The sequence below is a fragment of the Nocardia sp. 348MFTsu5.1 genome, assembly GCF_000383535.1.
In the GTDB taxonomy this organism is placed as follows: domain Bacteria; phylum Actinomycetota; class Actinomycetes; order Mycobacteriales; family Mycobacteriaceae; genus Williamsia; species Williamsia faeni.
This window is the reverse complement of the sequence record NZ_KB911513.1, coordinates 301967-325895: the sequence shown is the minus strand read 5'-3', so window position 1 is coordinate 325895 and position 23929 is coordinate 301967. Positions and strand designations below refer to the sequence as shown.

Here is a 23929-nt window from a genome sequence, read left to right as displayed (position 1 = left end):
AGATGGATTCAGCACCTAAACAGTCGCTTCGCGACCGGAAACGTGCTGCCACCTGGGCGTCCATTCATGAGGCCGCGGCGGCGGCCGCGATGGAGCAGACCGACCTGTCGAAGGTGACGATCGAAGAGATCGCCGACGAGGCCGGTATCTCGGCACGCACCTTCTTCAACTACTTCCCGTCCAAGGAAGACGCGATCCTCGGCCTTCGTACCCCCTACATCGATGACGCCACCGCTGCCGCGTTCGTTTTCGGCGACGATGACAATCTGATCGAGAAGGTGGCACTGCTTCTCTTCGACGTCTTCGAGAAGACAGCCGGCGGTGCCGGTGGGCGCAAGGTTCGCGTCGCACTGATGCATCGCCACCCCGACCTCGCGCGCATCCGACTGCTCCACAGTGACCAGATCCGTGACCTGGCCCGTGCGCTCGTCGAGGCCCGCCTCGCCGAATCAGGTCGCTGGCAGCGGCGCCGGCACTCTGTTGACATCCAGGCAACCGCACAGATCCTGGTCACCGCGGGCCAGTCCGTGGTCCGCATCGCGGTCGACTGGTTGCTGACGGAACCCGAGGGGCACATCCCGCTCGACGAACTCGTACATCAGGCCGCGCAATCATTCACCACTATTCTTGAGGAGGCATAAATGGCAGTCGAAAATCCGGCAACGACAACCCGTACGCCGAAGACCGAACAGCCCGAGGCCTCCCATCGCACGGTGCTGTTGATGTTCGGCGGGCTGATGGTGGCCATGCTGCTGGCTTCGCTGAACACCACCGTGATGAGCGCGGCCCTGCCGACCATCGTCGGTGAATTGCACGGCGCCGACCAGATGTCCTGGGTCATCACGTCATACATCCTGGCGTCGACGATCGTCATGCCCATCTACGGCAAACTCGGCGACCAGTTCGGCCGAAAGCCGTTGCTGATCGTCGCCATCTCCATCTTCACGGCCGCTTCGGCCGTCGGTGCCCTCGCCCCGAACATGTTGGTACTCATCATCGCCCGGACCTTGCAGGGCCTGGGCGCCGGCGGACTCTTCATCCTCGCTCAAGCCACCATCGCCGATGTGGTCCCGGCCCGCGACCGCGGTCGCTACGCCGGAATCATGGGCGGGGTCTTCGCCGTCTCGTCGGTCGCCGGCCCACTGCTGGGCGGATGGCTCACCGAAGGCCCCGGCTGGCGCTGGACGCTGTGGATCAATCTCCCGCTGGGAGCGCTTGCGATCATTGCCGCGATCGCATTTCTGCATCCGCCGAGGATCACCCGGGTCAAACGCAAGATCGACCTCCTCGGAATGGTCACACTCGCCGTCGCCACCAGCGGCGTGGTACTCATCGCCAGCTGGGGTGGATCCAAGTACGCATGGACGTCACCGGCCATCATCGGACTCGTGATCGCCACCGTCGTCGCGTGGTTGATCGTCATCGGGGTCGAGAGCCGTGCGACCGAACCGATCATGCCGCTGGACCTGTTCCGGAAACGGAGCTTCAACCTCACCACGATTGCCGGTCTGTTCGCCGGCGTCGGGTTGTTCGGTGTGATCTCGTACATGCCGACCTATTTTCAAATGGCACTGGGCGTCAGCTCCACCCACGCCGGACTCCTGATGGTTCCGATGATGACCACCATGCTCGTCGCTTCCATCATCACGGGCCGGACCGTCACGCGCACAGGCCGCTACAAGGTGTTGCCGATCGCCGGCTCACTGCTCATCAGCCTGAGCCTGGCACTGCTGTCGCAGGTCGCTCTGTCGACCCCGACCTGGTTGATCTGCGCCTGCATCGGAATCCTCGGCGCCGGATTGGGTATGAGCATCCAGATCCTGATCCTGATCGTGCAGAACACGTTCCCGTACAGCCTTGTCGGAACGGCAACGGCAGCCAACAACTACTTCCGCCAGATCGGCGCCTCGCTCGGCGCCGCGTTGGTGGGCAGCATCTTCGTCGCCCGCCTCTCGGACATCCTCTCCGGCAAGATTCCCGCCGACATCACCGGGGCGGGCGATGGCACCAAATCGCTGACGCCCGAAGTTGTTCACGGTCTGCCGGCCGCGATACAGGACCCGATTGTCAACGCGTACAACGAAGCACTCATGCCGGTGTACCTCTACATCAGTCCGCTGCTCGTGATCGGCGCGATCCTGCTGTGCTTCGTGGTCGAGAAGCCCTTGGCCACAACGGTTCAGCATGACGAAGCCGACGCGTCGACCACCGACGATGCGGTCGCCGCCACACCATAGGGTGGCGGCATGCCGTTTGCCGATGAATTACTCGGGCCCGACGCAGTGTCCGGGCTGGCGCGATGCCTCACGCTTGGTGGGCATCGCGCCACCGCCACAAAGAAGACCTCCGCAGTATTCGACGGGATGGCACTCAAGGCCCGATCCGATCTGGTGCGCGATGCCCTGATCGCCGACCTCCCGGACGCCTTCGACGAGTTCGTGGCCGCGGTCAACACGCTCATCGCACAACCCGAGTGCACCGGCTGGATGATCTGGCCGATCACCGAAGCGGTGGCCGTCCGCTCCACCGAGGCCGGCACTGCCAAGGCATTCGACACCGGCCTCGTACTTCTGCGGAAGCTGACACCACGCCTGACCGCCGAGTTCGCGCTGCGGACCATGCTGGTCGCCGACGTCGACCGCACGCTGGCCACCGCACTGCGGTGGACCACGTCCAAAGACGAACACGTTCGACGCCTGGCCAGCGAGGGCACCCGGCAATACCTGCCCTGGGCCCGCCGGGTGCCGGCGCTGATGCAACGACCCGAGGCGACCGCACCCATCATCGACGCGCTCTACCGCGATCCGAGTGACTACGTCCGCCGCTCGGTCGCCAATCACCTCAACGATCTGAGCCGACAGCATGCCGCCATCGTCGTCGACACCGCCGCTCGCTGGCTGGCCGCACCCGATGCCAACACCCCACGTCTCGTCCGGCACGGGCTCCGGACCCTGATCAAACGCGGCGACCCCGATGCACTCGCCCTGCTCGGCTTTGCCGCTCCCGCAGCCATCACCGTGACCGATGTGGATATCGATCCCCGGGTGCGCATCGGCGACAAGCTGACGTTGACCGCCGTCGTCCGCAACAGCGGCGACGAGCCCGTGAATGTGGTGATCGACTACAGCGTCGGCTTCCGAAAGACCAACGGCACGATTGTTCACAAGGTGTTCAAGTTGGCTGCCAAGTCACTCGCTCCACGTGAGCAGATCGCCATCTCGAAGTCGCATTCATTTGCGCCCATCACCACGCGTCGCTACCACCCAGGTGGCCACGAACTGGCACTACAGGTCAATGGCCGACGAATGGCCCTGGCGAAATTCGATCTTCACCTTTGAGATCAGCCCGCGCCGATCGAAGGCACTGGTGGCGAGGTTGGTCGCCCGAAGTCCGAATTGCGTGATGTGCGAACGCGGCGCCCTCCTGTTATCTTGCTGTTATCTACCCTGGCTGTTCTATGCGGTCAGGACCAGTCCTGTTCCATGTGGACTACCACCGTCACGACGTACAAAAGGAAACTGATGCGAGCAAAGTCTGCCTGGCGAAAGATTGTCGCCGGCTCCCTTGCCCTTGTTGCCGGAGTAGCTGTCTCTGTTGCTGCGGCTCCGGGCACTGCCTCGGCTGCTTCGCAGACCGTCCGGGTCTACTCCGCCGCGATGGACAAGACCATCCCCGTGAAGGTCATCTCGCCCGGCGGCAACAACAACGCCACGCTGTACCTGCTCGACGGTCTGCGCGCGCCCAACAACAACAGCGGCTGGCTGATCGAGACCGATGTCGAGCGCTTCTTCGCCGGCAAGAACGTCAACGTCGCCATTCCGTTCGGCGGCGGCGGCAGCTTCTACACCGACTGGCAGCAGGACGACCCGACCCTGGGCCGCCAGAAGTGGGAAACGTTCCTGACTCGGGAACTGCCCGCTTACATGAAGGACAACTTCGGCAGCGACAACCGTCGCAATGCGATCGCCGGTCTGTCGATGAGCGGCACCTCGGCGCTCAACCTGGCCAGCAAGCACCCGGACTTCTACCAGGGCGTGGCTTCGTACAGTGGCTACCCGACGGTCAGCTCGCCCGGCTTTGCGCAGGGCATCGCAGCTTCGGTGATCGAAATGGGCGGCAACCCCGTCAACATGTGGGGCGTCTGGCCCGGCGGTGCGTGGATCGAGAACGACCCCTCGCTGCACGCGGGTAATCTGCGCGGCAAGCGCGTCTACGTCTCTTCGGGCACGGGTTCGCCGAGCACCAACCCGGCCTTCAATCCGGCCAGTTCCGCGTTTGATCCGGTGAAGTTCTCCCAGATGGTGCCGCTGGAGACAGCTGCCTCCATCAGCAGCCAGCTCTACATCACGAGCCTGCAGGCAGCCGGCGTCAACCCGCAGACCCACATCACGCCTGAGGGTGTGCACTGGTGGAGCTACTGGCAGGATCGCCTCAAGGAGTCCTGGTACGGCACACTGGCTCCGTCACTCGGGGTCTGACACCCAGACCAGCAAACACATCGGCCGCGATTCGGAACATTTCCGAATCGCGGCCGATTGTTTTGTGTCCGGTTGTTTGTGCCGGGGTGGTCAGGAGACCGTGATGACCACCTTGTCCGGATAGAACGCGAGGTGACCCGCGATCTCGGAGACGTTGTCGTAGGGCTCGGTGTATGTCCAGGCGGCGTCCTCGATGACACCGTCCGGGGTCACGAGGTCGTAGTAGGACGCGTCGCCCTTGTACGGGCAGTACGTCTCTGTGTCACTGTGCCGGAGCAGCGACGGATCGATCGCGGTCAGCGGGATGTACGCCACCGGCGGATACGAGGCCTCCTGCAGTGTCAGCGACTTGGCGGTGTCGGCGACGATGGTGTCACCGGACCGAATCCGGACCTGGCCGGCTGTGGGCTCCACGGTGATCGGATGGGTGTCGTCGGGTATCAATCGGGTCTTGGCCATGTGATGTGCCTCTCTGGTCTGTGTCGGTCAACCACCCCGCCGGCCGATGCATTCCATCATGACCGGAGAGCTGGGCGTGAACTCAGAGCTGACGGAGATACTGTGCCGTCTTGTCGTCGGCCGGGTAGAAACTCTCGACACTCAACTCCTCGACGGTGACGTCGAGCGGGGTCCCGAATGTGGTCACAGTGCTGAGGAACAGCAGTTCGGAGTCGTCGGCGCGCAACCGCAGGTAGACCGCGACGTCACCGGCCAGGGCCGGGTCATCGTCGGTGTCCTCGGTGTACGGATACGCCTGCAACTCGGCCAGTAACCGGATCAGAACGGGGTCGCCGGTCACCTTGATCTGACGGTCCAGGCGATCGAACAGATGGCGCCGCCACTGGCCGATGTTGACGATCCGGTCGCCGAGTCCCCGCGGATCGAGGCTGAACTTCAGGACGTTGAAAGGCGCTTCGAGGAGGTCGTCGGGCGCATCCTGGGTGAGCAGTGCCACGGCCGCGTTGGCGTCGACCAGATTCCAGTGCCGGTCGACGGCCAGCGCGGGATACGGCTCGGTGGCTGTCAGGACCTGTCGCAAAGCGCTGCGCACCATGGTCATTCGGTCACTGTCCAGTGGCGACTCCCCGTAGCTCGGGGCAAAACCCGCGGCCAGCAGCATCTGGTTCTGCTCCCGCAGCGGTACGTCGAGATGCTCGGCGAGCCGCAGCACCATCGGCCGGCTCGGTGCCGAGCGACCGGTCTCCAGAAAGCTGAGGTGCCGCGCCGAGACCTCGGCGACCGATGCCAGTTCCAGTTGTGGCACCTTCCGGTTGATTCGCCACTGCCGCAACAGATCCCCGAACAGGTAGCGCTGCTCATCGGCCATCGTTCACATCCCTCGAGTGATTGTCTGTGGAGCATTATCAACCCTGCGCCCACGGTGGACACCTATGATCGGGCGCGGACCACCGACACCACAGGAGCGAATCATGAGCGTGCTCGACCGTTTCCGGATCGACGACAAGGTTGTGATCGTCACCGGCGCATCATCGGGGTTGGGTGTTGCGTTTGCCAAGGGGTTCGCCGAGGCCGGCGCCCGGGTGGTGCTCGCGGCGCGTCGCGCCGACAAACTCGAGCAGACCGCGAAGCTGGTCGAGTCGGTGGGCGGAACTGCATTGGCCGTGGCCACCGACATCTCGGATCACACGCAGGTCAACGCGCTTGTCGACGCCGCGATGGCCGAGTTCGGGCAGGTCGACGTGTTGATCAACAACGCCGGGGTGGGTACCGCTTTCCCGGCCACCCGGGAGACACCCGAACAATTCCAGTCCGTCATCGACATCAACCTGAACGGTTCGTACTGGGCCGCGCAGGCGTGCGGACGGGTGATGACACCGGGAAGCTCGATCATCAACATCTCGAGCATCCTCGGTATCACCACCGCCGGTCTCCCGCAGGCCGCGTACTCGGCGAGCAAGGCTGCCGTCTCCGGACTCACCCGCGATCTCGCCCAGCAGTGGGGCAGCCGAAAAGGCATCCGCGTCAATGCCATTGCACCCGGATTCTTCGAATCCGAGATGACCGACAGCTACCACGACGGCTACCTCGAATCCATGGCACCCCGGCTGATCCTGGGCCGCACGGGCGATCCCGAGGAGCTCGCCGCCACCGCGATCTGGCTGGCCTCACCGGCAGGCGGGTATGTCACCGGTCAGACCATCGTCGTCGACGGTGGCGTCACCATTACCTAGCCCGGCATTTTGTCGATGAAGCCGTAGACGCTGGTGATCTTGTTGTCGCTGTCGACGGCGGCAACGTCGAACCCGACCACCAGCGGCTCGGCACCCGGCTCCGGCACCAGTTCCCACGTGAACCGGGCGATGTTGTGGTGGGTGTCGAGTACGTCTCCGCGGACGAACTGCAATCCGCCGAATTGCTCCTGGGCGCCGGCGATCACCTGATCGATCGCGTCCACACCGCTCACCGACGCCAGCGGATCGGTGTACACGCCGTCCTTCGCCCAGGCGGTGTTGATCAACTCTCGCCGAGCGACGGCATCGGTTTCGTTCCACGCGGCCATATATTGATCGATCAGTGCGGACGCCGCGAGTTCATGCGCGTTCGAAATTGTGTCGGTCATCGTTTCGCTCCTTCATCTGAGGTGTTCTGCGTTGGCGAAAACAATGCTGCCCGTGGCAGGTGCCTCCCGGCGATGACGTCAGAGGTAAGTATTTCGGCACGTTTGTGGCACATCCGATTCGGGCATGCTCCGGACATGACCTTTCCCCACGAGAACGAGAAGCCCATCGGTGAGACCGAGGAGACAGCCAAGGAAAAGGACGCGTACGAGGCGGCGCAGCACGGAGCCGACCGGGAACGCGACCACGCCGTCGGAGGAACCGAAGGCACCACCGACGGTCAGTAATTTGCAGTCCAAACCCCTTCGCGGCACCAATAATTCGCAATTCCCCACCGTTTATTGCATCCGCTAACAATGCGCGGTCGTACTCGCGGCGTCTACGATTGTCGACAAAATCGCGATAGTCGCCCAGCGGCGGAAGGACGAGGCCCACCAGTGGCTGTGCCAAGTAGGTCAATTGATGAACACGGACTCCCGGTCAGCCTGGTCGATGTCGCGGGCCGTCGCATCCGGGAATCGATTCTCTCCGGGGCACTGAAACCCGGTGACAAGATCGTCGAGGAACAGCTCTGCGCCAGCCTCGGGATCAGCCGGGCACCACTGCGCGAGGCGCTGCGACTACTCGGTCAGCAAGGGTTGGTCGAGCATCTGCCGCGTCGCGGATCCCGGGTCACCGAGTGGTCACCGCAAGACATCCTGCAACTGTTCGAACTGCGTCACATCCTCGAGCGGCATGCCATCGAATCGGCACTCCCACTCGCTGATCTGACAACGGATCTCGACCCGGTCCGGGCGGCACTCGACGACTTGCGGGTGGCCGCGAGGCGAGACGACGACCTGGAGAAGGACGACGCCCACCGCCGCTTCCATGCATCCGTCGTCGGGCTGGCCGGCAACCGGCAACTCGACATCGCCATGGAGCCGATCCTGCTCAAGCTCCAGCTCCCGATGGCCATCAATCTGCGCAACGAAGCGCGGGTGCATGACCCCGCCGACGGAATCCGTCGGCACGAATACGTTCTCGAGGCCCTGGAAACAAACGATCCGAAGATAGCGGTCGCAGCTGCCAAAAACCATGGTCAGCTCGATTTCCTGGACCTAGAGAGCACCTCCTAACACAATCGATACACAGCCGTTCCGCGGTTGGCACCATTCTGTCGACAATCGACATTATGACTTTCGATTCGACGGCAGCAGGACCCTCCATCGGCCCGTCCGTGGCGGAGATCCTGCAATCGCATGCAAGTGGCACCGGCTCGCCCACCAAGACCGCCGCCCGCGTGGCCGACGCGATCGCGGCCCGGGGGGATGACGGCACCTGGTTGTCGACCGTGCCGCGCGCTCAACTCCTCGCTGCTGCCGAAGAAATCGAACAGCGCCCCGGCGCCCGCACGCTTCCGCTCTACGGCGTGCCCTTCGGAGTGAAGGACAGCATCGACGTCGCCGGAGTCCCGACCACGCTCTCGTGCCCCGACTATGCGTACGTCGCCGATGCCACCGCACCCGCCGTGCAGCGACTGCTCGACGCCGGAGCCCTGTACGTCGGCAAGACCAATCTCGATCAGTTCGCCACCGGCCTCAACGGCACCCGCACTCCGTTTACGGTGCCGCGCAGCGTCTACGGCGGGAACATGATCTCCGGCGGTTCGAGCTCCGGATCTGCCCTCGCCGTCGCGCTGGGTCAGGTGCCGTTTGCCGTGGCCACCGACACCGCCGGTTCCGGACGGGTGCCCGCGGCACTCAACGGCGTCGTCGGCTTCAAACCCTCACGCGGCCTGATCAGCACCGTCGGACTCGTCCCGGCCTGTAAATCGTTGGACTGCATCACCGTCATGGCCGGATCGATCGACGACACCGACCGGGTGCTCAACGTGGTGATCGGCCGCGACAACAACGATCCGTGGTCTCGTGACCGGGGTCAGCGGTACGACGGTGCCGCGATCCGCGTCGGTCTTCCCGCCACCGACGAACTCGAGTTCTTCGGTGACAGCGCCATGCACGACGCCCACCTGGCATTTCGTGATCGGATCACGCTGAGCGAGAACGTTGTTGCCGCACCACTGGCACCGTTCCTGGCCGCAGGCGCCCTGTTGTACGCCGGTCCGTGGGTCGCCGAACGGTTGGTCGAGTTCGCGGACTTCCTCGCCACCAACCCTGACTCGATCCACCCGGTGGTTCGAGACATCTTGCGAAGCGGCGAAAAGTACACCGCAGTAGATGCTTTCGCTGCACAGCAGAAGCTCCAGCAACTCAAGGCCGAGGTGGCGCGCCTCTGGGAGCACATGGACGTGATGATCGTGCCGACCATCGGGACCACGTTCACCGTCGACGAGGTCGTTGCCCGCCCCATCGACTGCAACACCATCCTCGGGCACTACACACACTTCGGTAACCTGCTCGACCTCACCGGAGTGGCGGTACCCGTTGGCAACACCGCCGACGGACGGCCGCTGAGCGCGATGATCCTGGGCCCGGCACTGTCAGACGACACCGTCCTCGCCCTCGCCGCACGATTCCTCGATGAACCCCGCGACATCGGCGCGCTGCCCACGGATGTGCAGCAAACCGTCTCCACAACAACCACATCCACACCCATCAGGGAGAATTCATGACCACATCCACCGTCGATGCAGCCGTACCCGGCCCGTTCACTCTGATACCGGAGAAGACCGCCCTGATCGTCATCGACATGCAGCGCGACTTCATCCTGCCCGGCGGCTTCGGCGAGAGCCTGGGCAATGACGTGGACATGCTCCTCAAAGTGGTCCCGCCACTGGCCGACCTCATCGCCGCAGCGAGGTCGGCAGGCATGCTGGTGATCCACACCCGCGAAGGACATGAACCGCATCTATCCGATTGTCCCCCTGCAAAACTCAACCGAGGTGCCCCATCCAAACGGATCGGTGATCCGGGCAAGTACGGGCGCATCTTGATCCGTGGCGAATACGGCCACGACATCATCGACGAACTCGCCCCGATCGAGGGTGAAGTGGTCATCGACAAACCCGGCAAGGGCGCCTTCTACGCCACCGACCTCCAGCAGATCCTCACCGATGCGGGCATCACCCAACTGCTGGTCACCGGTGTCACCACAGAGGTGTGCGTGCACACCACGACGCGAGAGGCGAATGATCGCGGATACGAGTGTCTGGTCGTATCCGATTGTGTTGGTTCATATTTCCCCGATTTCCAGCGGGTGGGACTGGAAATGATCTGCGCACAAGGTGGAATCTTCGGCTGGGTAGCCGATTCCGCGGCGGTCATCCCCGCCATTGCCGCTCTACCTGTCAGTCCGGAACCCGCACCCGTCTCCCAACGCTGAAGGAAAACCCAGTCCCATGAGCACTGAAGTCAACGAAAAGCCCCCGGCCGCTGCCGCACCCGACGAACCCGTGACGATCCCCTGGTGGACACGAGGCGACACCAACGCCTTCTTCGGTCTCGGGTTCAACATTCTCGTCAACGTCCTGACCCTCACCGGACTCTTGATCTTCGTCGTCGGAGTCAACAAGGGCGACGTCTTCGGAACCGTGTTGCCCGCCCTCGGCGTGGCCCTGATCCTGGGCAACCTCTACTACACCTGGTTGGCACGACGTCTGGGCCGCAAGGAGAATCGCACCGACGTCACCGCGTTGCCGTACGGTCCCAGCGTTCCGCACATGTTCATCGTCGTGTTCGTGGTGATGCTGCCGGTGTACCTGAGCACCGACAACGCCGTCGCGGCATGGCAGGCCGGTCTGGCATGGGCGTTCATGATCGGTGTGATCGTCATGATCGGCGCCTTTGTGGGCCCGTACATTCGCAAGATCACCCCGCGTGCGGCGATGCTCGGAACCCTGGCCGGTATCTCCATCACCTTCATCTCGATGCGGCCCGCGGCCCAGATGTGGGAGGCCGCGTGGATCGGTCTGCCGGTGCTGGCAATCATCTTGATCGGCTTCTTCACCAATGTCCGTCTGCCCGGCAATGTTCCGGTCGGCCTGGCGGCGCTGCTCGTCGGTACCGCCATCGGCTGGGCCGGCGGATTCATGGATGCACCGGCTGTCGGTGACGCCGTCGAGAACATCGCGCTGGGTGTTCCGGATCAGCGATTCGACATGCTGTTCGACGGCCTGGCCGATCTCGCGCCGCTCCTCGGAACGGCAATCCCCTTGGGTATCTACAACTTCACCGAAGCGATGAGCAACGTGGAGAGCGCGTCCGCAGCCGGAGACAACTACAACCTGCGCAGCGTCCTGCTCGCCGACGGTGCCGGCGCTTGTATCGGTGCCGGATTCGGTTCGCCCTTCCCGCCGGCGGTCTACATCGGTCATCCGGGTTGGAAGGATGCCGGTGGTCGGGCCAGCTACTCACTGGCCAGCGGCCTGGCGATCGGTCTGCTCTGTTTCCTCGGATTGTTCGGGGTTCTCGAAGCGCTGCTACCGGTTCCCGCGATCGTTCCGATTCTGCTGTACATCGGATTGCTGATCGGTGCGCAGGCCTTCCAGGCCGTCCCGCGGATCCACGCCATCGCGGTGGTCGCGGCGATCCTGCCCAACCTCGCGCAGTGGGCCACCGGACTCATCGACAACGCCCTGGCTGCAGCCGGTACCACTGCCGACGAGGTCGGCATGAGTGCCTTGAACGAGTCCGGTGTGGTCTACGAAGGTCTCAAGGTCTTCGGCGAGGGTGCGGTTCTGGTGGGTCTGGTGCTCGGCACCATGGTCAACTTCATCCTCGACAAAAAGTTCGTGTACGCCGCGATCGCCGCGGCGGTCGGCTCCGTACTGTCCTTCATCGGCCTCATTCACGCCCCCGAGATCGAGTGGGCGGCCGCCCCGGAGGTCGCGCTGGGCTATCTGTTCTTCGGAATCGTCTGCCTTGCGTACTCATTCCTTCCCGGAGCCAAGGAGGCAGTTGTCCACGATGAGTCGGATGTGATGGCGGAGTAGGTACACCCTCCCGAAATCCCAACCCCTGAAATCCCACAGTGCCCCGGCCCCACGGTCGGGGCACTGTTGTCGGCGGGTCTGGGCAGGTCAGCGCCGGTATTCATGAGGCCACAACAGCAGGTGAGTAGCCCGCCGCCTGTTTACCAAAGCTATGTAGTAACCTTTCCGTGTCCTCGCTGATACCAAAACGTTGCCTTACTGAAATGGACAAAATTTGTGGCTCAACACCGTCTGAATGACCCCGCGATCCTGCCCGCGACCAGAGTGCTGATCAACCCCGCACCGCGCACCGGCCGTGGCGGCCAGCACCGCGTCGCCACCAGTGGCGTCATTCCAACGGTCGCGACAACAGGCGCGTTCGTGGCTGCAGCCGGCGTCATCGGCCTGACGGTCGGCGGAGCTGCGACCCAGGCCTCCGCCGATACGCCGCCCGCGCCGATCAGTGCCCCCGGCATCCCGTCGCTGCCTGCACTCGCGCTACCCGCACTGCCCACCCTGCCCTCGGATCTGGCACTGCCGGCGCCGCTCGACGAGCTCGCGCGTGATCTTCTTCCGGCGAACCCGATCGCACCAATCAAAACTTCAGCTCCGACCACTGGCACCGTGACCTCCGGCTACGGCGCCCGGTGGGGCACCACCCACTACGGCCTGGACATTGCCAATGACATCGGCACCCCGGTTTACGCCGTGACCGATGGGACCGTCCTCGAGTCCGGACCCGCGAGCGGTTTCGGACAGTGGATTCGAGTCCAGCAAGACGACGGCACCATCGGCGTCTTCGGCCACGTCGACGAGAGCTACGTGAGCGCCGGTCAGCAAGTCCGGGCCGGCGAGCAGATCGGAACGGTCGGCAACGAAGGCGAATCCACCGGCCCGCACCTGCACTACGAGGTCTGGGACACCGACGGCTCCAAGATCGACCCCGAGGTGTGGCTGAACAATCGGGGCGTCAGCGTCGAGTGACCTGACGGTCCGTTTTCGAAGAATCCGCTCCATGTACTCGCATTCGCGCCGGTTGCTGCAACCGGCGCGGACGCAGGTAGATGGAGCGGATCTCGTTGATACCCCGCACCCCCGGCTAGAGTTCGAATCAAACCGGACACCCGGACGGGACGGGTTCGGCAGTGATGCGAGAGACGAGGACGTGAGATGAACGCCCAGGCAAGCAGCGCGCCGGTAGTTGTCGGGATCGACGGTTCGGAGGGCGCCCTGGGCGCAGCTCTATGGGCCGCGGACTTCGCCGCTCGCAGTGGATCCCCGCTGCAGTTGCTCCACGCCATCCCCCGACTCGAGTGGTATTTCGCCAACGCGATGGTGTTCAGCCCCGAGTCGCTGGCCGAAGAACTCGCCGCCGACGGCAACACGAAGCTCGACGCCGCCGAGAGTGCCATCCGCGAGCACCATCCCGCCTTGAAAATCGACCGCCGGATCGTCAACGATTCGGTGCCCACGGTTTTTGCCGAGAGTTCCGAGACCGCACGCCTTATCGTTGTCGGCTCGCATTGGCACAGCGCCGCCAGTGATCTCATCCTCGGCGGCCACGTCATCCGGATCGTCAACAATGCAAAGTGCCCGGTGCTGGTCTGGCGCGAATCCGCGGCCACCCGGACCGGCAAACCGTTGCCGGTGGTTGTCGGCATCGATGAGTCGGAGAACTCCATCCGGGCCATGCGCGCGGCGTTCTCTGTCGCCACCGCCCTGGGCGCACCGGTGACGGTGGCCCATATGTGGGAAACCGGTCCCGCGATCGGACTCGGCTACGGCGAGGGCCCGGTCGACTGGAACCTGATGCACATGCTGAAGTCGAATCAGGAAGCGAAGATGGACGAACTCCTCGAACCGCTACGCAAAGAGTTCCCCGGCGCGCACGTCCACAAGGTCTACACCGACAGCGGGCCGGCCAAGGGACTCAAGGAGATGTCGCGGGAAGCGCAGCTCGTGGTCGCCGGAAGCCGGGGCCACGGCAAGCTGACCGGCGCTGTCCTGGGATCTGTCAGTCAGAGCCTCATCCACCACGCCGAGTGCCCGGTCCTGGTCGTTCGCTGACCCCGCCAATTGCCTTGAGCCCGCAGAAGGTACATCGATGATCAACCACACACCGTCCTGGTATGACGACGAAGTCCAGGCCGTCTCCGATCTCGCACGCGCATTTTTCGAACGCGAGGTCATGGCCCACGCGGAACGTTGGGACAGCCAGCGGCACGTCGACCGTGACGTGTGGCGCAAGGCCGGAGAGCTCGGCCTGCTGCTCTGCTCGATCCCGGAGGAATATGGCGGCGGTGGCGGCACTTTCGCGCATGATTTCGCTGTCCTCGAAGCCCAGGGTTACGCCGGAGACTTCGCGATGGGGTTGAGCATCCACAGTGGGATCGTCGCCCACTACATCAACGAGTACGGCAACGAAGAACAGAAACGCGCATGGCTTCCGGAGATGGCACGAGGCGAGCTGCTCGGCGCACTCGGGATGACCGAACCCGGCACCGGATCCGACCTCAAGGCGATCACCACCTCTGCCATCCGTGACGGCGACAGCTACGTGATCAACGGATCGAAGACGTTCATCACCAACGGTTCCACGGCCGACGTGATCGTCCTGGCGGTCAAGACCGACCCCAAAGCCGGTGCCAAGGGCGTCTCGCTGGTCCTCGTCGACACCCGTGACTGCGACGGATTCGCCGTCGGACGAGTGCTGGACAAAGTCGGCCAGCACGGCGCCGACACGTCAGAGCTCTCCTTCACCGATGTGCGGGTTCCGGTGGCAAACCTCCTGGGCGACAAGGAAGGTCAGGGCTTCGCGCAGCTCATGACCCAGCTCGGCCAGGAACGACTCATCATCGCCGCCCAGTCGGCGGGTGCGATGAAACGGGCCCTCGAAGAGACCGTCCGCTACACCAAAGAGCGACAGGCCTTCGGGCACAGCATCTTCGAGTTCCAGAACACCGCCTTCGAACTCGCCGAATGTCAGACGATCGCGCTCACCAGCCAGGTCTTCTTCGATCACTGCGTCGAACAGCATCTGCGCGGCGAACTCGATCCGACCACCGCGGCCATGGCCAAGTACTGGATCACAGATCGGCACTGTGAGGTTGTCGACCGGTGCGTGCAACTGCACGGCGGCTACGGCTACATGCGCGAATACCTCATCGGACGGATGTACGAGGACGCCCGGGTGCAGCGGATCTACGGCGGCACCAACGAGATCATGAAGACGATCATCGCGCGAGCACTCTGACCCACCTTCACCGCACGCGCAGCAGATTCGAACGCTATTGAGCGTTGGGACTCTGCCGCGCTGCGACGACCACGCGGATCGCGTCGATGTCCCGGTCACGGGGATCGAATGACTGGGTGTCCAGCACCGCCCCGAGCCGACGGAAGTACTCGTGCTCGGTGATACCGAACTCCAGAAGGATGTCCTCGGCTGATCCACCGCCGAAGGGGTACCAACGGCGTGCGAAGCCCAGGATGTCCGCGGGCTGGTCATCGAGGTTGTCGTGCGCTTTGGCCATGTGCCCAATTATCACCGGACACGCGCCGGTTCGCTCATCAAGGATGCTATTCCCGCGAATTACCAGCCGCTATGTGAACACCAGATGAATACCACCCGAACGACAACGGATGGAGATGCGCAATTGGCCGTGAGTCCGTCCTACCCGATTTCATGAGACGCCGGCTCGTCTGAATCGGGTAGCACGCTACGCGTGTGCGTAAATCGGCCCGACGACATCGTTTACCCATGGACTCCACGCGTTCGGCCCGGGCCAAGGCCGTCGAATGGATCCGTCGGTACCTTCCCTGCGAATTATCCGGAACCGTCGGTGAAATCGGCGGGGCCGTATTCGCATACTGGATCACCGGGTCGCTGGCGGTCGCCGCAGTGGCGGGAACCGTCGGGGCGACGGTCGGGTACTACGCTGCCGCCTACGGCAGCGCGGTGCGCTGCTTCTACCGGGCCGACTTCTCGCGGACCGGCCTCGCCCGTTCACTCATCGCGATTGCGCTGGCACTGCGGAGCCTGTTCATCGAGTTCGGTCCGGCCGAGGCCGTCGACAGCCTTGTGGTGCGCCCGCTGACCTTCTACTTCGGTCCGATCTTACTGGGCGGCACAGTACTCGGATGGATCGTGGCAAAGATCCTGTCCGACTGCATCTTCTATCTGTTCACGATCGTCAGCTACGAACGGTTCAGCGCTCTGCTGGCCCACAGACAACCCAAAGAGGTGCTTTCCGATGGATCACACCATCCGGCAACAGTTACGTGACGAACTCAGATCACGTTCCCGAGAACAGGATTGGCCCGGTTTGCTGGCAGAGTACGGAACACCGCTGCTCATCCTCGACCCTCGACAGGTCGCCGCTCAGTACAGGCTACTGCGCACCCAGCTGCCGGACGTCGAGATCCATTACGCCGTGAAGTCGATGCCCCATCCGGCCGTCCTGGCGACTGTCGCCGCGCTGTCCGGACGGTTCGACGTGGCCAGCCGCGGCGAGGTCGATCTGGTCAGGGCAATGGGTATTTCGATGGATCGCTGCATCTATACCCATCCCATCAAGAAGCCCGGCGACATCGATCACGCGTACCGCTCGGGGGTCCGAACCTTTGTGGTCGATAACCCTACCGAAGTCCGGAAGTTCATCGGCCGACGGTCCGACATAGCCATTCTCGCCCGCGTCGCGATACCCAATCAGACTGCAAAATCGGATCTTTCGGTCAAGTTCGGGGTTGCAATCACAGAAGCCGAACAGCTGGTCAAAGACATTCTCACCACCGGCGTGCACTTCGCCGGCTTCAGCTTCCATGTCGGCAGTCAGGGAACATCTGTAGAACCGTTCCGGCGGGCAATGACAACAGCCTTGGCTCTGGTCGAGCAGGTCGAGGCCGCAATCGGTACCGAGGTCGGCATACTCGACATCGGGGGCGGATTCCCGGTGACCTACCGCGAACCGATGCCCACCATCGCCGAGATCGGTGACGTCGTGCGTCCATTCCTCGCGGCGCATCAGGGTTCATTTACCGTGCTGGCCGAACCTGGACGATTCATATCTGCCAGTTGCGCAACCCTTCTCACGTCGGTTGTCGGCACTGCGGTGCGCCGCGGCGCCACGTGGCACTATCTCGATGACGGACTCTACGGCAGCTACTCGAATGTGCTGACGGAGAATGTGCATCCGCCGATCTTGGCCCTTCGTGAGATCACCGGCGTCGCCACAACGTTCGATCCCGTGACCCTGGCCGGACCTACGTGCGACAGTGTCGACGTGATCGCCCGGGACTATTCGATGCCCACCCTGGGAGTGGGCGATGTGGTCGTGAGTCCGATGATGGGCGCGTATACCACCGTGACCGCCAGCGGATTCAACGGAATCACCCCGACACCTGTGGTGATCAGTCCACCAGTCGCAATGCCACCGGGGCTCGCCGCACCCTGACGCGTTGTCCCCACGACATTGTCAGCGCATCGGATTCGATCCCGTCCCCGAACACCACCAGATCCGATTCGGCGACGATCCCGAGTTCCTCACCATCGATGAGCAGACCTTCGGTGAGAACTGTGCCGGTGGCCGGAGACGGCCAGGCCTCGCGGACAAACCAGCACAGATCGGTATCGGGCCGCGCCGGCAAGGCCAGCCGGCTCCCGCGTTCGAGCCATACCGACCGGCACCACCCGGTGCCGCCCGTCCCGGTTCCCACCAGCACACCGGATGACGACTGCCGCTCGGCTCGGGCACCGAATTCGATGCGGTAGCGCGCTGATTGGTGGGAGGGATGTCCGATGTAGATCTCGTTGAGCGCCCGCAACATCTGGCCGTCGTCGAGTTCGGCTTCGACCATCGTGCAGTGCGTGACCCGGTGAAGGGCGTGGGGATGTCCCAGGATCTTCTCGACCTCGTCGGCCCGGTGATTCACCAGCACTCCGGGATTGTGGTCGGGTTCGGCATTGACCCCCAGCACCGGCTGACCCTCCAGGTACTTCGCGACGTTGGCCACCAATCCGTCCTGGCCGACGACCACGATGACATCTTCATCACCGAACACGAAGCGGCTCAGGTCGGTTCGTTCGACCAGCCCGCGGCGCCAGTCCACCGGGATCGCCGCGTCGACACGAGTACGAGCCCGCTGGACGGCGTCGTGACGAGCTTGCACCTCATCGATGTCGCGCCCGCGGGATCGCAGGAAGAACGCGGCCTGACCACGGGTGCCGTGTGTTGCCAGCAGTTCGTCGAGTTCGGTGCGGCGATATACGACCACCGCCCGTGGTGCCAGTGCCATCGTCAATTCCTTTCGGTGTCAGCCACGGTCGGCGGCAAACCGGCCGAGAACCTGCGTCAGGACATCCGGGGTCAGGTTCAGCGTCCCGATCTCCGGCATGTTCGCGGCCAGTTCCTTGAGTGCCAGACCCAACACAATCGCCTGGTCCAGATCGCGATACGGCGTCAGCGCAGCGGCATCCACCTCCGCCTGTGCCAGACCGACCACCCGGGTGGCTTCAGCCTGCGTCTGCGCCAGCAGCTGTTGGCGTTGGGCGTCGGCGTCGGTGCGAATCTTCTCTGCGGCAACGTCTTCCGTCGACCGCTTGCGTCCGTTGCGGCCCTGCTGATCCACCAGTTGCTCCTCGCGGCGGGCCAGTTCGATCTGGCTCTGCAGTTCGTTCTCCGCGATCGCCCGCTCCCGTTCGACCGCCACCGCGCGTCGTTCGTAGGTGGCCCGGTCCGCTTCCTGCTGCACCTGCTCACGCAGCGGTGTCTGCAGTGCCCGCTCCATCTCAGCTTCCGACCGCAAGGCGACCACCCGGACATCGACCACCTCCAGACCGGTCTCCGCCAGCCGGCGGTCCCCGGTCAGCCCGGCCGCGATGCGTTCACGAACCGGTGTCACCCCGTCGGCCAGCGCCTGCCGGAGCGGCGTACCCGACAGCAGATCCAACGCGTGCTGCTGAGCCGATTCCGTCAGCAATCCGGCCAGTTGATCCAGCGGTCGCGCCCTCCAGATGCCCTCGTCGGGATCGATTCCGAAGTCGATGCGACCGGCCGCGATGTGCGGGTCAATGATCCGGTAGGTGACGGTGGCTTGCACGGTGAGGTCCTGGAAATCGAGCGTCCGGGCATGGAACAGCAACGGGAGCTGCTGGTCATCGACCGGCACCTCACTCACCGACGCGGTCAGCGGCCGGAACCAGAACGATTGGGCCAGACCCGAGTGCACCAGCTTCGCCTTCGCCGTGTGCTCGATGTACATGTTCGGCGCGCACCGCATGTGACGCAGGAAGATCGCTCGCTTGATGTCGGCCATGACCCGGCCCTCCCTCGTTCGTTCTCGACCACACTTTGTCGTCATAGTGACGATAACTGGATCGGCACTAATCGTCAAGATGACGATTACACTGGGTCCATGCCTTCCGATTTCTGGCTCAACGCTGCGGCATCCGTCGACCTCGTGGTCCTGACCATCCACGATGGCCGCCTGTGCGCGTTGCTGGTCCGTCGCGGCATCGAGCCGAACATCGGCGAATGGGCATTGCCCGGCGGATTCGTCCACGACAACGAGGACCTACCCGATGCCGCCTACCGGGAACTGGTCGAAGAAACGGGAGTGGGACGAGGCGGCGTCCACCTCGAACAACTGGCCACCTATGGACGCCCGGACCGCGACCCGCGCGGCCGGGTCATCAGTACTGCCTATCTGGCACTGACGCCGCACACACCGGCTCCGGTGGCCGGATCCGACGCCGCATCCGCAGCCCTGCACCCGGTCGAGAGGGTTCTCGCCGGCTCCCCCTCATTGGCGTTCGACCACGACGAGATCCTGGCCGACGGTGTCGAACGCGCCCGATCGAAGCTGGAATACACCCCATTGGCCGCGACGTTCTGCGAGCCCGAGTTCACCGTCGCCGAACTGCGCCGGGTCTACGAGACCGTCTGGGGCCGGCCGCTCGATCCCCGCAATTTCCATCGCAAGGTCACCGGCGCCCCGGATTTCGTTCGCCCGACCGGGACCATGACCGGCCGCGACGGCGGTCGCCCGGCCGCGCTGTTCACCGTCGGAGACGCCACCGCGCTGCATCCGCCACTGCTGCGCCCCAACTGACGCAGTAAGGGGGTCCGGGAACGACACCTGATGAACTTGCTCACCACACAGGACGATCCCCTGACCTCCCTGCGCACAGGCGGGTCCGCGACTAGCGTGGAGGCAGGACTCCAATCGAAGCGAGGTCTAGATGAAGTTCCCCTTCGAAGACGCGGAACCGATCGGCGAGACCGACGAACTCCGCAAACAGGCGGCGGTCTACGAAGCCGGTGAGCACGGCCACGAGATCAATCGCGGCCATGCGCTGGGTGGGACCGCGGGTTCCATCGACGGGCAATAGTCATCGACCAGTAAGGTCCGCCACGATCTGCGCCGCCGGGCACGAGCGGATGTCCTTGAAACCGGTACCGGCCCAGTGGTTGGTCGCGTGCGGGTCACCGGCAGCGACCGCAGCTTTCCGGAGCGGTCCGGTCAAGTAGTGGATCTGCGGATAGGCAAGCGGTGCGGTCGGATCATGGTTCTGCATGAACCTGTTGCGCAGCCCGCGCGCGTACCGCCCGGAGAATGCGCGGGTCACGGCGGTCTCGGTGAACTGCGGATCGGTGAGCGCGGCCCGCGACACCGAATTGGTGCCGGCTTCATCGCTGAGCAGCAACGCCGTGCCCACCTGCACGGCGACGGCACCGAGATCAAGCATCGCGGCCACTGCTCCGGGTGTACTGATGCCACCGGCCGCGACCACCACGTCGCTGACCGTCCCGGCCGTCACCACCAGCGTTTCCAGCGAATCCGTGGACGGTCGCGCCAACGGATCAAAGATGCCGCGATGACCGCCCGCGTGGGGGCCCTGCGCCACCAGGGCGTCGACACCGCGAGCGACCGCCGCCTCCGCTTCGGCCTTCGTCGTCACCGTCCCGAGGGTCGCCACCCTGGCTTCGGCGAATCGCTTGATGTCCCCGGCATCGGCACATCCGAACGTGAAGGAGACGACCTCGGGTCGCAGGTCGAGCAGGACCTCGACCTTTTGCGCATAGTCGTCGTCGGTGTATCGCGGCTCACCGAGCTGCACCCCGAAGTGCCGGGCCAGCTCCCCGAGTTCCTCCGCGTAAGCGGCGATTTCGGACGGCTTCCCCACGTCTGGCTGCGGCACAAAGAGATTCACCGCGAGGGGACCCGAGGTCAGCGACCGCGCCACGGCGATGTCCTCGGCGAGCTTGTCGGCCGTCAGCAGAGCTCCGGCCAGGAAGCCGAGTCCACCGGCCTCGGTGACCGCCGCCGCCAGCTGCGGCGTACTCGGGCCGCCCGCCATCGGAGCCCCCACGATGGGTACGTCGAGATCACGAACGTCGAACAGTGCCACGGGCAAACCTCCTGCGCTTTGTCGTCCTACGCCGACGGTAGCCTTTCTGCCATGCCAGAGACGATCACAACATGACGACTCCCGTCGAGATCTCCACCGACGGCGCCTGCCTCGGCAACCCCGGGCCGGGCGGTTGGGGTGCGGTCCTTCGCTACAAGGAGCACGAGAAACAGATCTCCGGTGCCGAGCCCGACACCACCAACAACAAGATGGAACTGACCGCAGCCATCAAGGGGCTCGAAGCCGTGAAGAAGCCGTCGACGGTGATTCTGTATACCGACAGCACCTACGTCCGCAACGGGATCATGAAGTGGGCGGCGGGCTGGCAGTCCAACGGCTGGCTGACCAAAGACAAGAAGCCGGTGAAGAACAGTGAGTTGTGGCGTGAACTGATCGAGCAATGTGCCAGGCACGAGGTCGAGTGGAAGTGGGTCAAAGGCCATGCCGGCGACCACTACAACGAGATCGCCGATCAACTCGCCACCAGCGCCGCCCGCAAGCTGAAAGAAGGATGATGAGTACCGCACCCGTCCGCGTGGCACTGATCCCCGACCACGATCCGCATCTGGCCGAGGCCATCACCTCGGCCGGTGGCGAGATCGTCGACCTCGCCGATGCCCGCGCGCTGGTGTGGACCGGCGACACCGCCGGCTTCCCTTCGCCCCTGCCCGACCACATCGAATGGGTTCAGTTGCGGCTGGCCGGCATCGAATCATTTCTGAATGCAGGACTTCTCGACGACAAGCGCATCTGGACCAACGCGTCGGGTTTCTATGCCGAGAACGTCGCCGAGCATGCTCTGGCACTGCTGCTCGCCGGGCTCCGCCAGATCAACGTTGCCGTGACGCGGCATTGGGACAAGCAGGCGATCGACACCGCGGTCCGTTCACTGCACGGTTCCACCGTCGCGATCATCGGTGCCGGCGGGATCGCCCGCTCGTTGATTCCGCGTCTGCGGGCCTGTGGCGCAGATGTCCTGGCCGTCAACCACTCCGGCCGCCCCGTCGAGGGGGCGCGCGACACCTATCCGTCCAGCCGTCTCGACGAGGTGTGGTCGCGATGCGATCACGTCGTCCTGGCCGCACCGTCCACCGACGAGACCCGGCACCTGATCAATGAGACGACCCTGGCGAAGTTGCCGTCGCATGCGTGGATCGTCAACGTCGCGCGAGGCCCGCTGGTGGACGAGGACGCACTGCATACCGCGCTGACCACCGGTGTCATCGCCGGGGCCGCCCTTGATGTCACCGATCCGGAGCCACCGGCCGTCGACCACCCGTTGTGGGACCTGCCCAACGTGATCATCACCCCGCACGTGGCCAACCCGTCGTCCGGCCTGACCCGCACCCTGGCTCCCTGGGTTGCCGAGAACCTGCGCCGGTTCGCCGCGGGTGGCGCCGACATGCTGGCCCGAGTCGACCCGAACGCCAGCTACTGACCATGCGTATCGCGGTCCAAGTACTCATGTCCCTCGCCGGCGCGACATTGATCGCGGCCTGCGGTGGTGAGGACGCGAACCCGTCCCAGACCTCGCGACCATCGCCACAGACATCCACCCCGACGACGTCGGAGACCGGTCCCTCGGTGATCGCCGGTCCGCCGACAGACGTGGTGACCGACCTCGATGCACCCTGGTCGATCGTGTTCGCCCAGGGTGCCGCGCTCATCAGCGAACGCGATACCGGCGACATCCTCGAGATCGTCGGTGACGGCACCCGGGTGGTCGGGACGGTCCGCGACGTCGCGCCCGCAGGTGAGGGCGGCCTGCTCGGGTTGGCCGTCCGCGAACGTGACCTGTTCGTCTACTTCACCAGCAGCGGCGGCGACAACCGGGTGGTGAAGTACCCGCTGACCGGGTCGGCGGGGAGCCTGGGGCTCGGTGAACCCGAGGACGTGCTGGTCGGGATCCCGGGTGGTCGCACCCACAACGGCGGACGCATCGCGTTCGGTCCGGACGACATGCTCTACATCACCACCGGTGACGCCCAGAACCGGCCAAACGCGCAGGATCCGTCCAGTCTGTCGGGCAAGATCCTGCGTCTGACCCCCGAGGGCACTGTGCCGGCGGACAACCCGGCCGCGGGGAGTCCGGTGTGGTCACTCGGGCACCGCAACGTACAGGGGCTGGCGTGGTCGAACGACGGCACGATGTATTCGGTCGAGTTCGGGCAGGACGCTTGGGACGAACTCAACATCATCCGGCCCGGTGGCAATTACGGCTGGCCGCAGGTCGAGGGAATCGGTGAGGCGGTCGGTGACAGCGCATACATCGATCCGGTTCAGCAATGGCGACCCGACGATGCCAGCCCTAGCGGCATGACGATCGCCGGGGACACCATCTACGTCGCCAATCTGAAAGGTGAGCGACTGCGTGCGATCCCGGTCGCAGCGCCGTCCACGGCCGACGAGTTGTACGTCAACGAGTTCGGCCGACTCCGCGATGTGGCCGTGGCACCCGACGGTTCGCTGTGGTTCCTCACCAACAACACCGACGGCCGTGGCAGCCCCGGGCCCGGCGACGATCGGATCAAGCGCGTCGCGATCGGGTGAGCTG

At 64.4% G+C, this 23929-nt stretch carries 27 protein-coding genes; 20 read left to right on the top strand and 7 right to left on the bottom strand.

The window, feature by feature from the left end:
- The first annotated feature begins 2 nt into the window (after window positions 1-2).
- From H290_RS30195 to H290_RS0112140, 4 genes are all read left to right on the top strand, one after another.
- Entirely contained in the window at window positions 3-641 is a 639-nt protein-coding gene (locus H290_RS30195; RefSeq protein WP_020107085.1) for a TetR/AcrR family transcriptional regulator, read from the top strand.
- Window positions 642-2237 (top strand): MDR family MFS transporter, encoded by a 1596-nt coding sequence (locus H290_RS0112150; RefSeq protein ID WP_020107084.1) that lies wholly within the window; start codon window positions 642-644, stop codon window positions 2235-2237.
- A 9-nt stretch (window positions 2238-2246) separates the two neighbouring features.
- Entirely contained in the window at window positions 2247-3338 is a 1092-nt protein-coding gene (locus H290_RS0112145) for a DNA alkylation repair protein (RefSeq protein WP_020107083.1), read from the top strand.
- Window positions 3339-3521: 183 nt separating this feature from the next.
- A complete protein-coding gene (locus tag H290_RS0112140) occupies window positions 3522-4478 on the top strand; it encodes an alpha/beta hydrolase family protein (protein WP_028463092.1) in 957 nt (318 codons plus the stop codon).
- Window positions 4479-4568: 90 nt separating this feature from the next.
- Here H290_RS0112140 and H290_RS0112135 read toward each other — a convergent pair whose 3' ends face one another.
- Window positions 4569-4937 carry a DUF427 domain-containing protein gene (locus tag H290_RS0112135; protein WP_020107081.1) on the bottom strand — a complete coding sequence of 123 codons (369 nt, stop codon included), beginning with the start codon at window positions 4935-4937 and terminating at the stop codon, window positions 4569-4571.
- Window positions 4938-5019: 82 nt separating this feature from the next.
- The gene (locus tag H290_RS0112130) at window positions 5020-5805 is read right to left on the bottom strand and encodes a helix-turn-helix domain-containing protein (RefSeq protein ID WP_020107080.1); all 786 of its coding nucleotides are present in this window, start codon (window positions 5803-5805) and stop codon (window positions 5020-5022) included.
- A 103-nt stretch (window positions 5806-5908) separates the two neighbouring features.
- Here H290_RS0112130 and H290_RS0112125 point away from each other — a divergent pair, with 103 nt between their 5' ends.
- Window positions 5909-6670 carry an SDR family NAD(P)-dependent oxidoreductase gene (locus H290_RS0112125; protein ID WP_020107079.1) on the top strand — a complete coding sequence of 254 codons (762 nt, stop codon included), beginning with the start codon at window positions 5909-5911 and terminating at the stop codon, window positions 6668-6670.
- Here H290_RS0112125 and H290_RS0112120 read toward each other — a convergent pair.
- A complete protein-coding gene (locus H290_RS0112120; RefSeq protein ID WP_020107078.1) occupies window positions 6667-7059 on the bottom strand; it encodes a nuclear transport factor 2 family protein in 393 nt (130 codons plus the stop codon). The genes H290_RS0112125 and H290_RS0112120 overlap by 4 nt on opposite strands.
- A gap of 135 nt (window positions 7060-7194) precedes the next feature.
- Between H290_RS0112120 and H290_RS31450 the strand changes: the two genes are divergently transcribed.
- From H290_RS31450 to H290_RS0112080, 8 genes are all read left to right on the top strand, one after another.
- Window positions 7195-7344 (top strand): hypothetical protein, encoded by a 150-nt coding sequence (locus tag H290_RS31450; RefSeq protein WP_020107077.1) that lies wholly within the window; start codon window positions 7195-7197, stop codon window positions 7342-7344.
- A gap of 150 nt (window positions 7345-7494) precedes the next feature.
- Entirely contained in the window at window positions 7495-8175 is a 681-nt protein-coding gene (locus H290_RS0112110; RefSeq protein ID WP_020107076.1) for a GntR family transcriptional regulator, read from the top strand.
- Window positions 8176-8231: 56 nt separating this feature from the next.
- Window positions 8232-9671, top strand: a complete 1440-nt coding sequence (locus H290_RS0112105; RefSeq protein ID WP_020107075.1) for an allophanate hydrolase — start codon at window positions 8232-8234, stop codon at window positions 9669-9671.
- Window positions 9668-10381 (top strand): cysteine hydrolase family protein, encoded by a 714-nt coding sequence (locus H290_RS0112100; RefSeq protein WP_020107074.1) that lies wholly within the window; start codon window positions 9668-9670, stop codon window positions 10379-10381. Before H290_RS0112105 ends, H290_RS0112100 begins: the two co-directional genes overlap by 4 nt.
- Window positions 10382-10397: 16 nt before the next feature.
- Entirely contained in the window at window positions 10398-11990 is a 1593-nt protein-coding gene (locus H290_RS0112095; RefSeq protein ID WP_020107073.1) for a xanthine/uracil/vitamin C permease, read from the top strand.
- A gap of 216 nt (window positions 11991-12206) precedes the next feature.
- Window positions 12207-12953, top strand: coding sequence for a M23 family metallopeptidase (locus H290_RS0112090; protein ID WP_020107072.1), 747 nt, complete (start codon window positions 12207-12209; stop codon window positions 12951-12953).
- Between the two features lie 186 nt (window positions 12954-13139).
- The gene (locus H290_RS0112085; protein WP_020107071.1) at window positions 13140-14036 is read left to right on the top strand and encodes a universal stress protein; all 897 of its coding nucleotides are present in this window, start codon (window positions 13140-13142) and stop codon (window positions 14034-14036) included.
- A 37-nt stretch (window positions 14037-14073) separates the two neighbouring features.
- A complete protein-coding gene (locus H290_RS0112080; protein WP_020107070.1) occupies window positions 14074-15222 on the top strand; it encodes an acyl-CoA dehydrogenase family protein in 1149 nt (382 codons plus the stop codon).
- A 34-nt stretch (window positions 15223-15256) separates the two neighbouring features.
- On the opposite strand, the gene H290_RS28415 is transcribed toward H290_RS0112080, so the two are convergent.
- On the bottom strand, window positions 15257-15499 hold the full coding sequence (locus H290_RS28415) for a DUF3263 domain-containing protein (RefSeq protein WP_020107069.1): 243 nt from the start codon (window positions 15497-15499) through the stop codon (window positions 15257-15259).
- Window positions 15500-15726: 227 nt separating this feature from the next.
- Here H290_RS28415 and H290_RS0112070 point away from each other — a divergent pair, with 227 nt between their 5' ends.
- Both H290_RS0112070 and H290_RS0112065 read left to right on the top strand, forming a co-directional pair.
- Window positions 15727-16251 carry a hypothetical protein gene (locus H290_RS0112070; protein ID WP_020107068.1) on the top strand — a complete coding sequence of 175 codons (525 nt, stop codon included), beginning with the start codon at window positions 15727-15729 and terminating at the stop codon, window positions 16249-16251.
- A complete protein-coding gene (locus H290_RS0112065; RefSeq protein ID WP_051121957.1) occupies window positions 16220-17419 on the top strand; it encodes a type III PLP-dependent enzyme in 1200 nt (399 codons plus the stop codon). The genes H290_RS0112070 and H290_RS0112065 overlap by 32 nt, the downstream gene beginning before the upstream one ends.
- On the opposite strand, the gene H290_RS0112060 is transcribed toward H290_RS0112065, so the two are convergent.
- Both H290_RS0112060 and H290_RS0112055 read right to left on the bottom strand, forming a co-directional pair.
- Window positions 17376-18260 carry a hypothetical protein gene (locus H290_RS0112060; RefSeq protein WP_020107066.1) on the bottom strand — a complete coding sequence of 295 codons (885 nt, stop codon included), beginning with the start codon at window positions 18258-18260 and terminating at the stop codon, window positions 17376-17378. The genes H290_RS0112065 and H290_RS0112060 overlap by 44 nt on opposite strands.
- 18 nt (window positions 18261-18278) lie before the next feature.
- Complete coding sequence (locus H290_RS0112055; protein WP_020107065.1) at window positions 18279-19280, bottom strand: SPFH domain-containing protein; 1002 nt, start codon at window positions 19278-19280, stop codon at window positions 18279-18281.
- Between the two features lie 99 nt (window positions 19281-19379).
- Between H290_RS0112055 and H290_RS0112050 the strand changes: the two genes are divergently transcribed.
- Together H290_RS0112050 and H290_RS31445 are read left to right on the top strand one after the other, a co-directional pair.
- On the top strand, window positions 19380-20075 hold the full coding sequence (locus H290_RS0112050) for an NUDIX domain-containing protein (RefSeq protein ID WP_020107064.1): 696 nt from the start codon (window positions 19380-19382) through the stop codon (window positions 20073-20075).
- 130 nt (window positions 20076-20205) lie between these two features.
- Entirely contained in the window at window positions 20206-20355 is a 150-nt protein-coding gene (locus H290_RS31445) for a hypothetical protein (RefSeq protein WP_020107063.1), read from the top strand.
- Here the strand turns inward: H290_RS31445 and H290_RS0112040 are convergent, their stop codons facing one another.
- Window positions 20356-21375: a nitronate monooxygenase gene (locus H290_RS0112040; protein WP_020107062.1), complete on the bottom strand. Its 1020-nt coding sequence runs from the start codon at window positions 21373-21375 to the stop codon at window positions 20356-20358.
- 71 nt (window positions 21376-21446) lie between these two features.
- Between H290_RS0112040 and rnhA the strand changes: the two genes are divergently transcribed.
- The 3 genes from rnhA to H290_RS0112025 are packed head-to-tail and all read left to right on the top strand — an operon-like array spanning window position 21447 to window position 23925.
- Window positions 21447-21890, top strand: a complete 444-nt coding sequence (gene rnhA, locus H290_RS0112035) for a ribonuclease HI (RefSeq protein ID WP_020107061.1) — start codon at window positions 21447-21449, stop codon at window positions 21888-21890.
- Window positions 21890-22813 (top strand): D-isomer specific 2-hydroxyacid dehydrogenase family protein, encoded by a 924-nt coding sequence (locus H290_RS0112030; protein WP_020107060.1) that lies wholly within the window; start codon window positions 21890-21892, stop codon window positions 22811-22813. The genes rnhA and H290_RS0112030 overlap by 1 nt, the downstream gene beginning before the upstream one ends.
- Window positions 22814-22815: 2 nt before the next feature.
- A complete protein-coding gene (locus H290_RS0112025) occupies window positions 22816-23925 on the top strand; it encodes a sorbosone dehydrogenase family protein (protein ID WP_020107059.1) in 1110 nt (369 codons plus the stop codon).
- Window positions 23926-23929 lie beyond the last annotated feature (4 nt).

What these genes read in the sequence shown, in the direction of transcription:
- H290_RS30195 (WP_020107085.1), top strand. Translation starts at nt 3, where the DNA reads ATGGATTCAGCACCTAAACAGTCGCTTCGCGACCGGAAACGTGCTGCC.
- H290_RS0112150 (WP_020107084.1), top strand. Translation starts at nt 642, where the DNA reads ATGGCAGTCGAAAATCCGGCAACGACAACCCGTACGCCGAAGACCGAA.
- H290_RS0112145 (WP_020107083.1), top strand. Translation starts at nt 2,247, where the DNA reads ATGCCGTTTGCCGATGAATTACTCGGGCCCGACGCAGTGTCCGGGCTG.
- H290_RS0112140 (WP_028463092.1), top strand. Translation starts at nt 3,522, where the DNA reads ATGCGAGCAAAGTCTGCCTGGCGAAAGATTGTCGCCGGCTCCCTTGCC.
- H290_RS0112135 (WP_020107081.1), bottom strand. Translation starts at nt 4,937, where the DNA reads ATGGCCAAGACCCGATTGATACCCGACGACACCCATCCGATCACCGTG.
- H290_RS0112130 (WP_020107080.1), bottom strand. Translation starts at nt 5,805, where the DNA reads ATGGCCGATGAGCAGCGCTACCTGTTCGGGGATCTGTTGCGGCAGTGG.
- H290_RS0112125 (WP_020107079.1), top strand. Translation starts at nt 5,909, where the DNA reads ATGAGCGTGCTCGACCGTTTCCGGATCGACGACAAGGTTGTGATCGTC.
- H290_RS0112120 (WP_020107078.1), bottom strand. Translation starts at nt 7,059, where the DNA reads ATGACCGACACAATTTCGAACGCGCATGAACTCGCGGCGTCCGCACTG.
- H290_RS31450 (WP_020107077.1), top strand. Translation starts at nt 7,195, where the DNA reads ATGACCTTTCCCCACGAGAACGAGAAGCCCATCGGTGAGACCGAGGAG.
- H290_RS0112105 (WP_020107075.1), top strand. Translation starts at nt 8,232, where the DNA reads ATGACTTTCGATTCGACGGCAGCAGGACCCTCCATCGGCCCGTCCGTG.
- H290_RS0112100 (WP_020107074.1), top strand. Translation starts at nt 9,668, where the DNA reads ATGACCACATCCACCGTCGATGCAGCCGTACCCGGCCCGTTCACTCTG.
- H290_RS0112095 (WP_020107073.1), top strand. Translation starts at nt 10,398, where the DNA reads ATGAGCACTGAAGTCAACGAAAAGCCCCCGGCCGCTGCCGCACCCGAC.
- H290_RS0112085 (WP_020107071.1), top strand. Translation starts at nt 13,140, where the DNA reads ATGAACGCCCAGGCAAGCAGCGCGCCGGTAGTTGTCGGGATCGACGGT.
- H290_RS0112080 (WP_020107070.1), top strand. Translation starts at nt 14,074, where the DNA reads ATGATCAACCACACACCGTCCTGGTATGACGACGAAGTCCAGGCCGTC.
- H290_RS28415 (WP_020107069.1), bottom strand. Translation starts at nt 15,499, where the DNA reads ATGGCCAAAGCGCACGACAACCTCGATGACCAGCCCGCGGACATCCTG.
- H290_RS0112070 (WP_020107068.1), top strand. Translation starts at nt 15,727, where the DNA reads ATGGACTCCACGCGTTCGGCCCGGGCCAAGGCCGTCGAATGGATCCGT.
- H290_RS0112065 (WP_051121957.1), top strand. Translation starts at nt 16,220, where the DNA reads ATGGATCACACCATCCGGCAACAGTTACGTGACGAACTCAGATCACGT.
- H290_RS0112060 (WP_020107066.1), bottom strand. Translation starts at nt 18,260, where the DNA reads ATGGCACTGGCACCACGGGCGGTGGTCGTATATCGCCGCACCGAACTC.
- H290_RS0112055 (WP_020107065.1), bottom strand. Translation starts at nt 19,280, where the DNA reads ATGGCCGACATCAAGCGAGCGATCTTCCTGCGTCACATGCGGTGCGCG.
- H290_RS0112050 (WP_020107064.1), top strand. Translation starts at nt 19,380, where the DNA reads ATGCCTTCCGATTTCTGGCTCAACGCTGCGGCATCCGTCGACCTCGTG.
- H290_RS31445 (WP_020107063.1), top strand. Translation starts at nt 20,206, where the DNA reads ATGAAGTTCCCCTTCGAAGACGCGGAACCGATCGGCGAGACCGACGAA.
- rnhA (WP_020107061.1), top strand. Translation starts at nt 21,447, where the DNA reads ATGACGACTCCCGTCGAGATCTCCACCGACGGCGCCTGCCTCGGCAAC.
- H290_RS0112030 (WP_020107060.1), top strand. Translation starts at nt 21,890, where the DNA reads ATGAGTACCGCACCCGTCCGCGTGGCACTGATCCCCGACCACGATCCG.
- H290_RS0112025 (WP_020107059.1), top strand. Translation starts at nt 22,816, where the DNA reads ATGCGTATCGCGGTCCAAGTACTCATGTCCCTCGCCGGCGCGACATTG.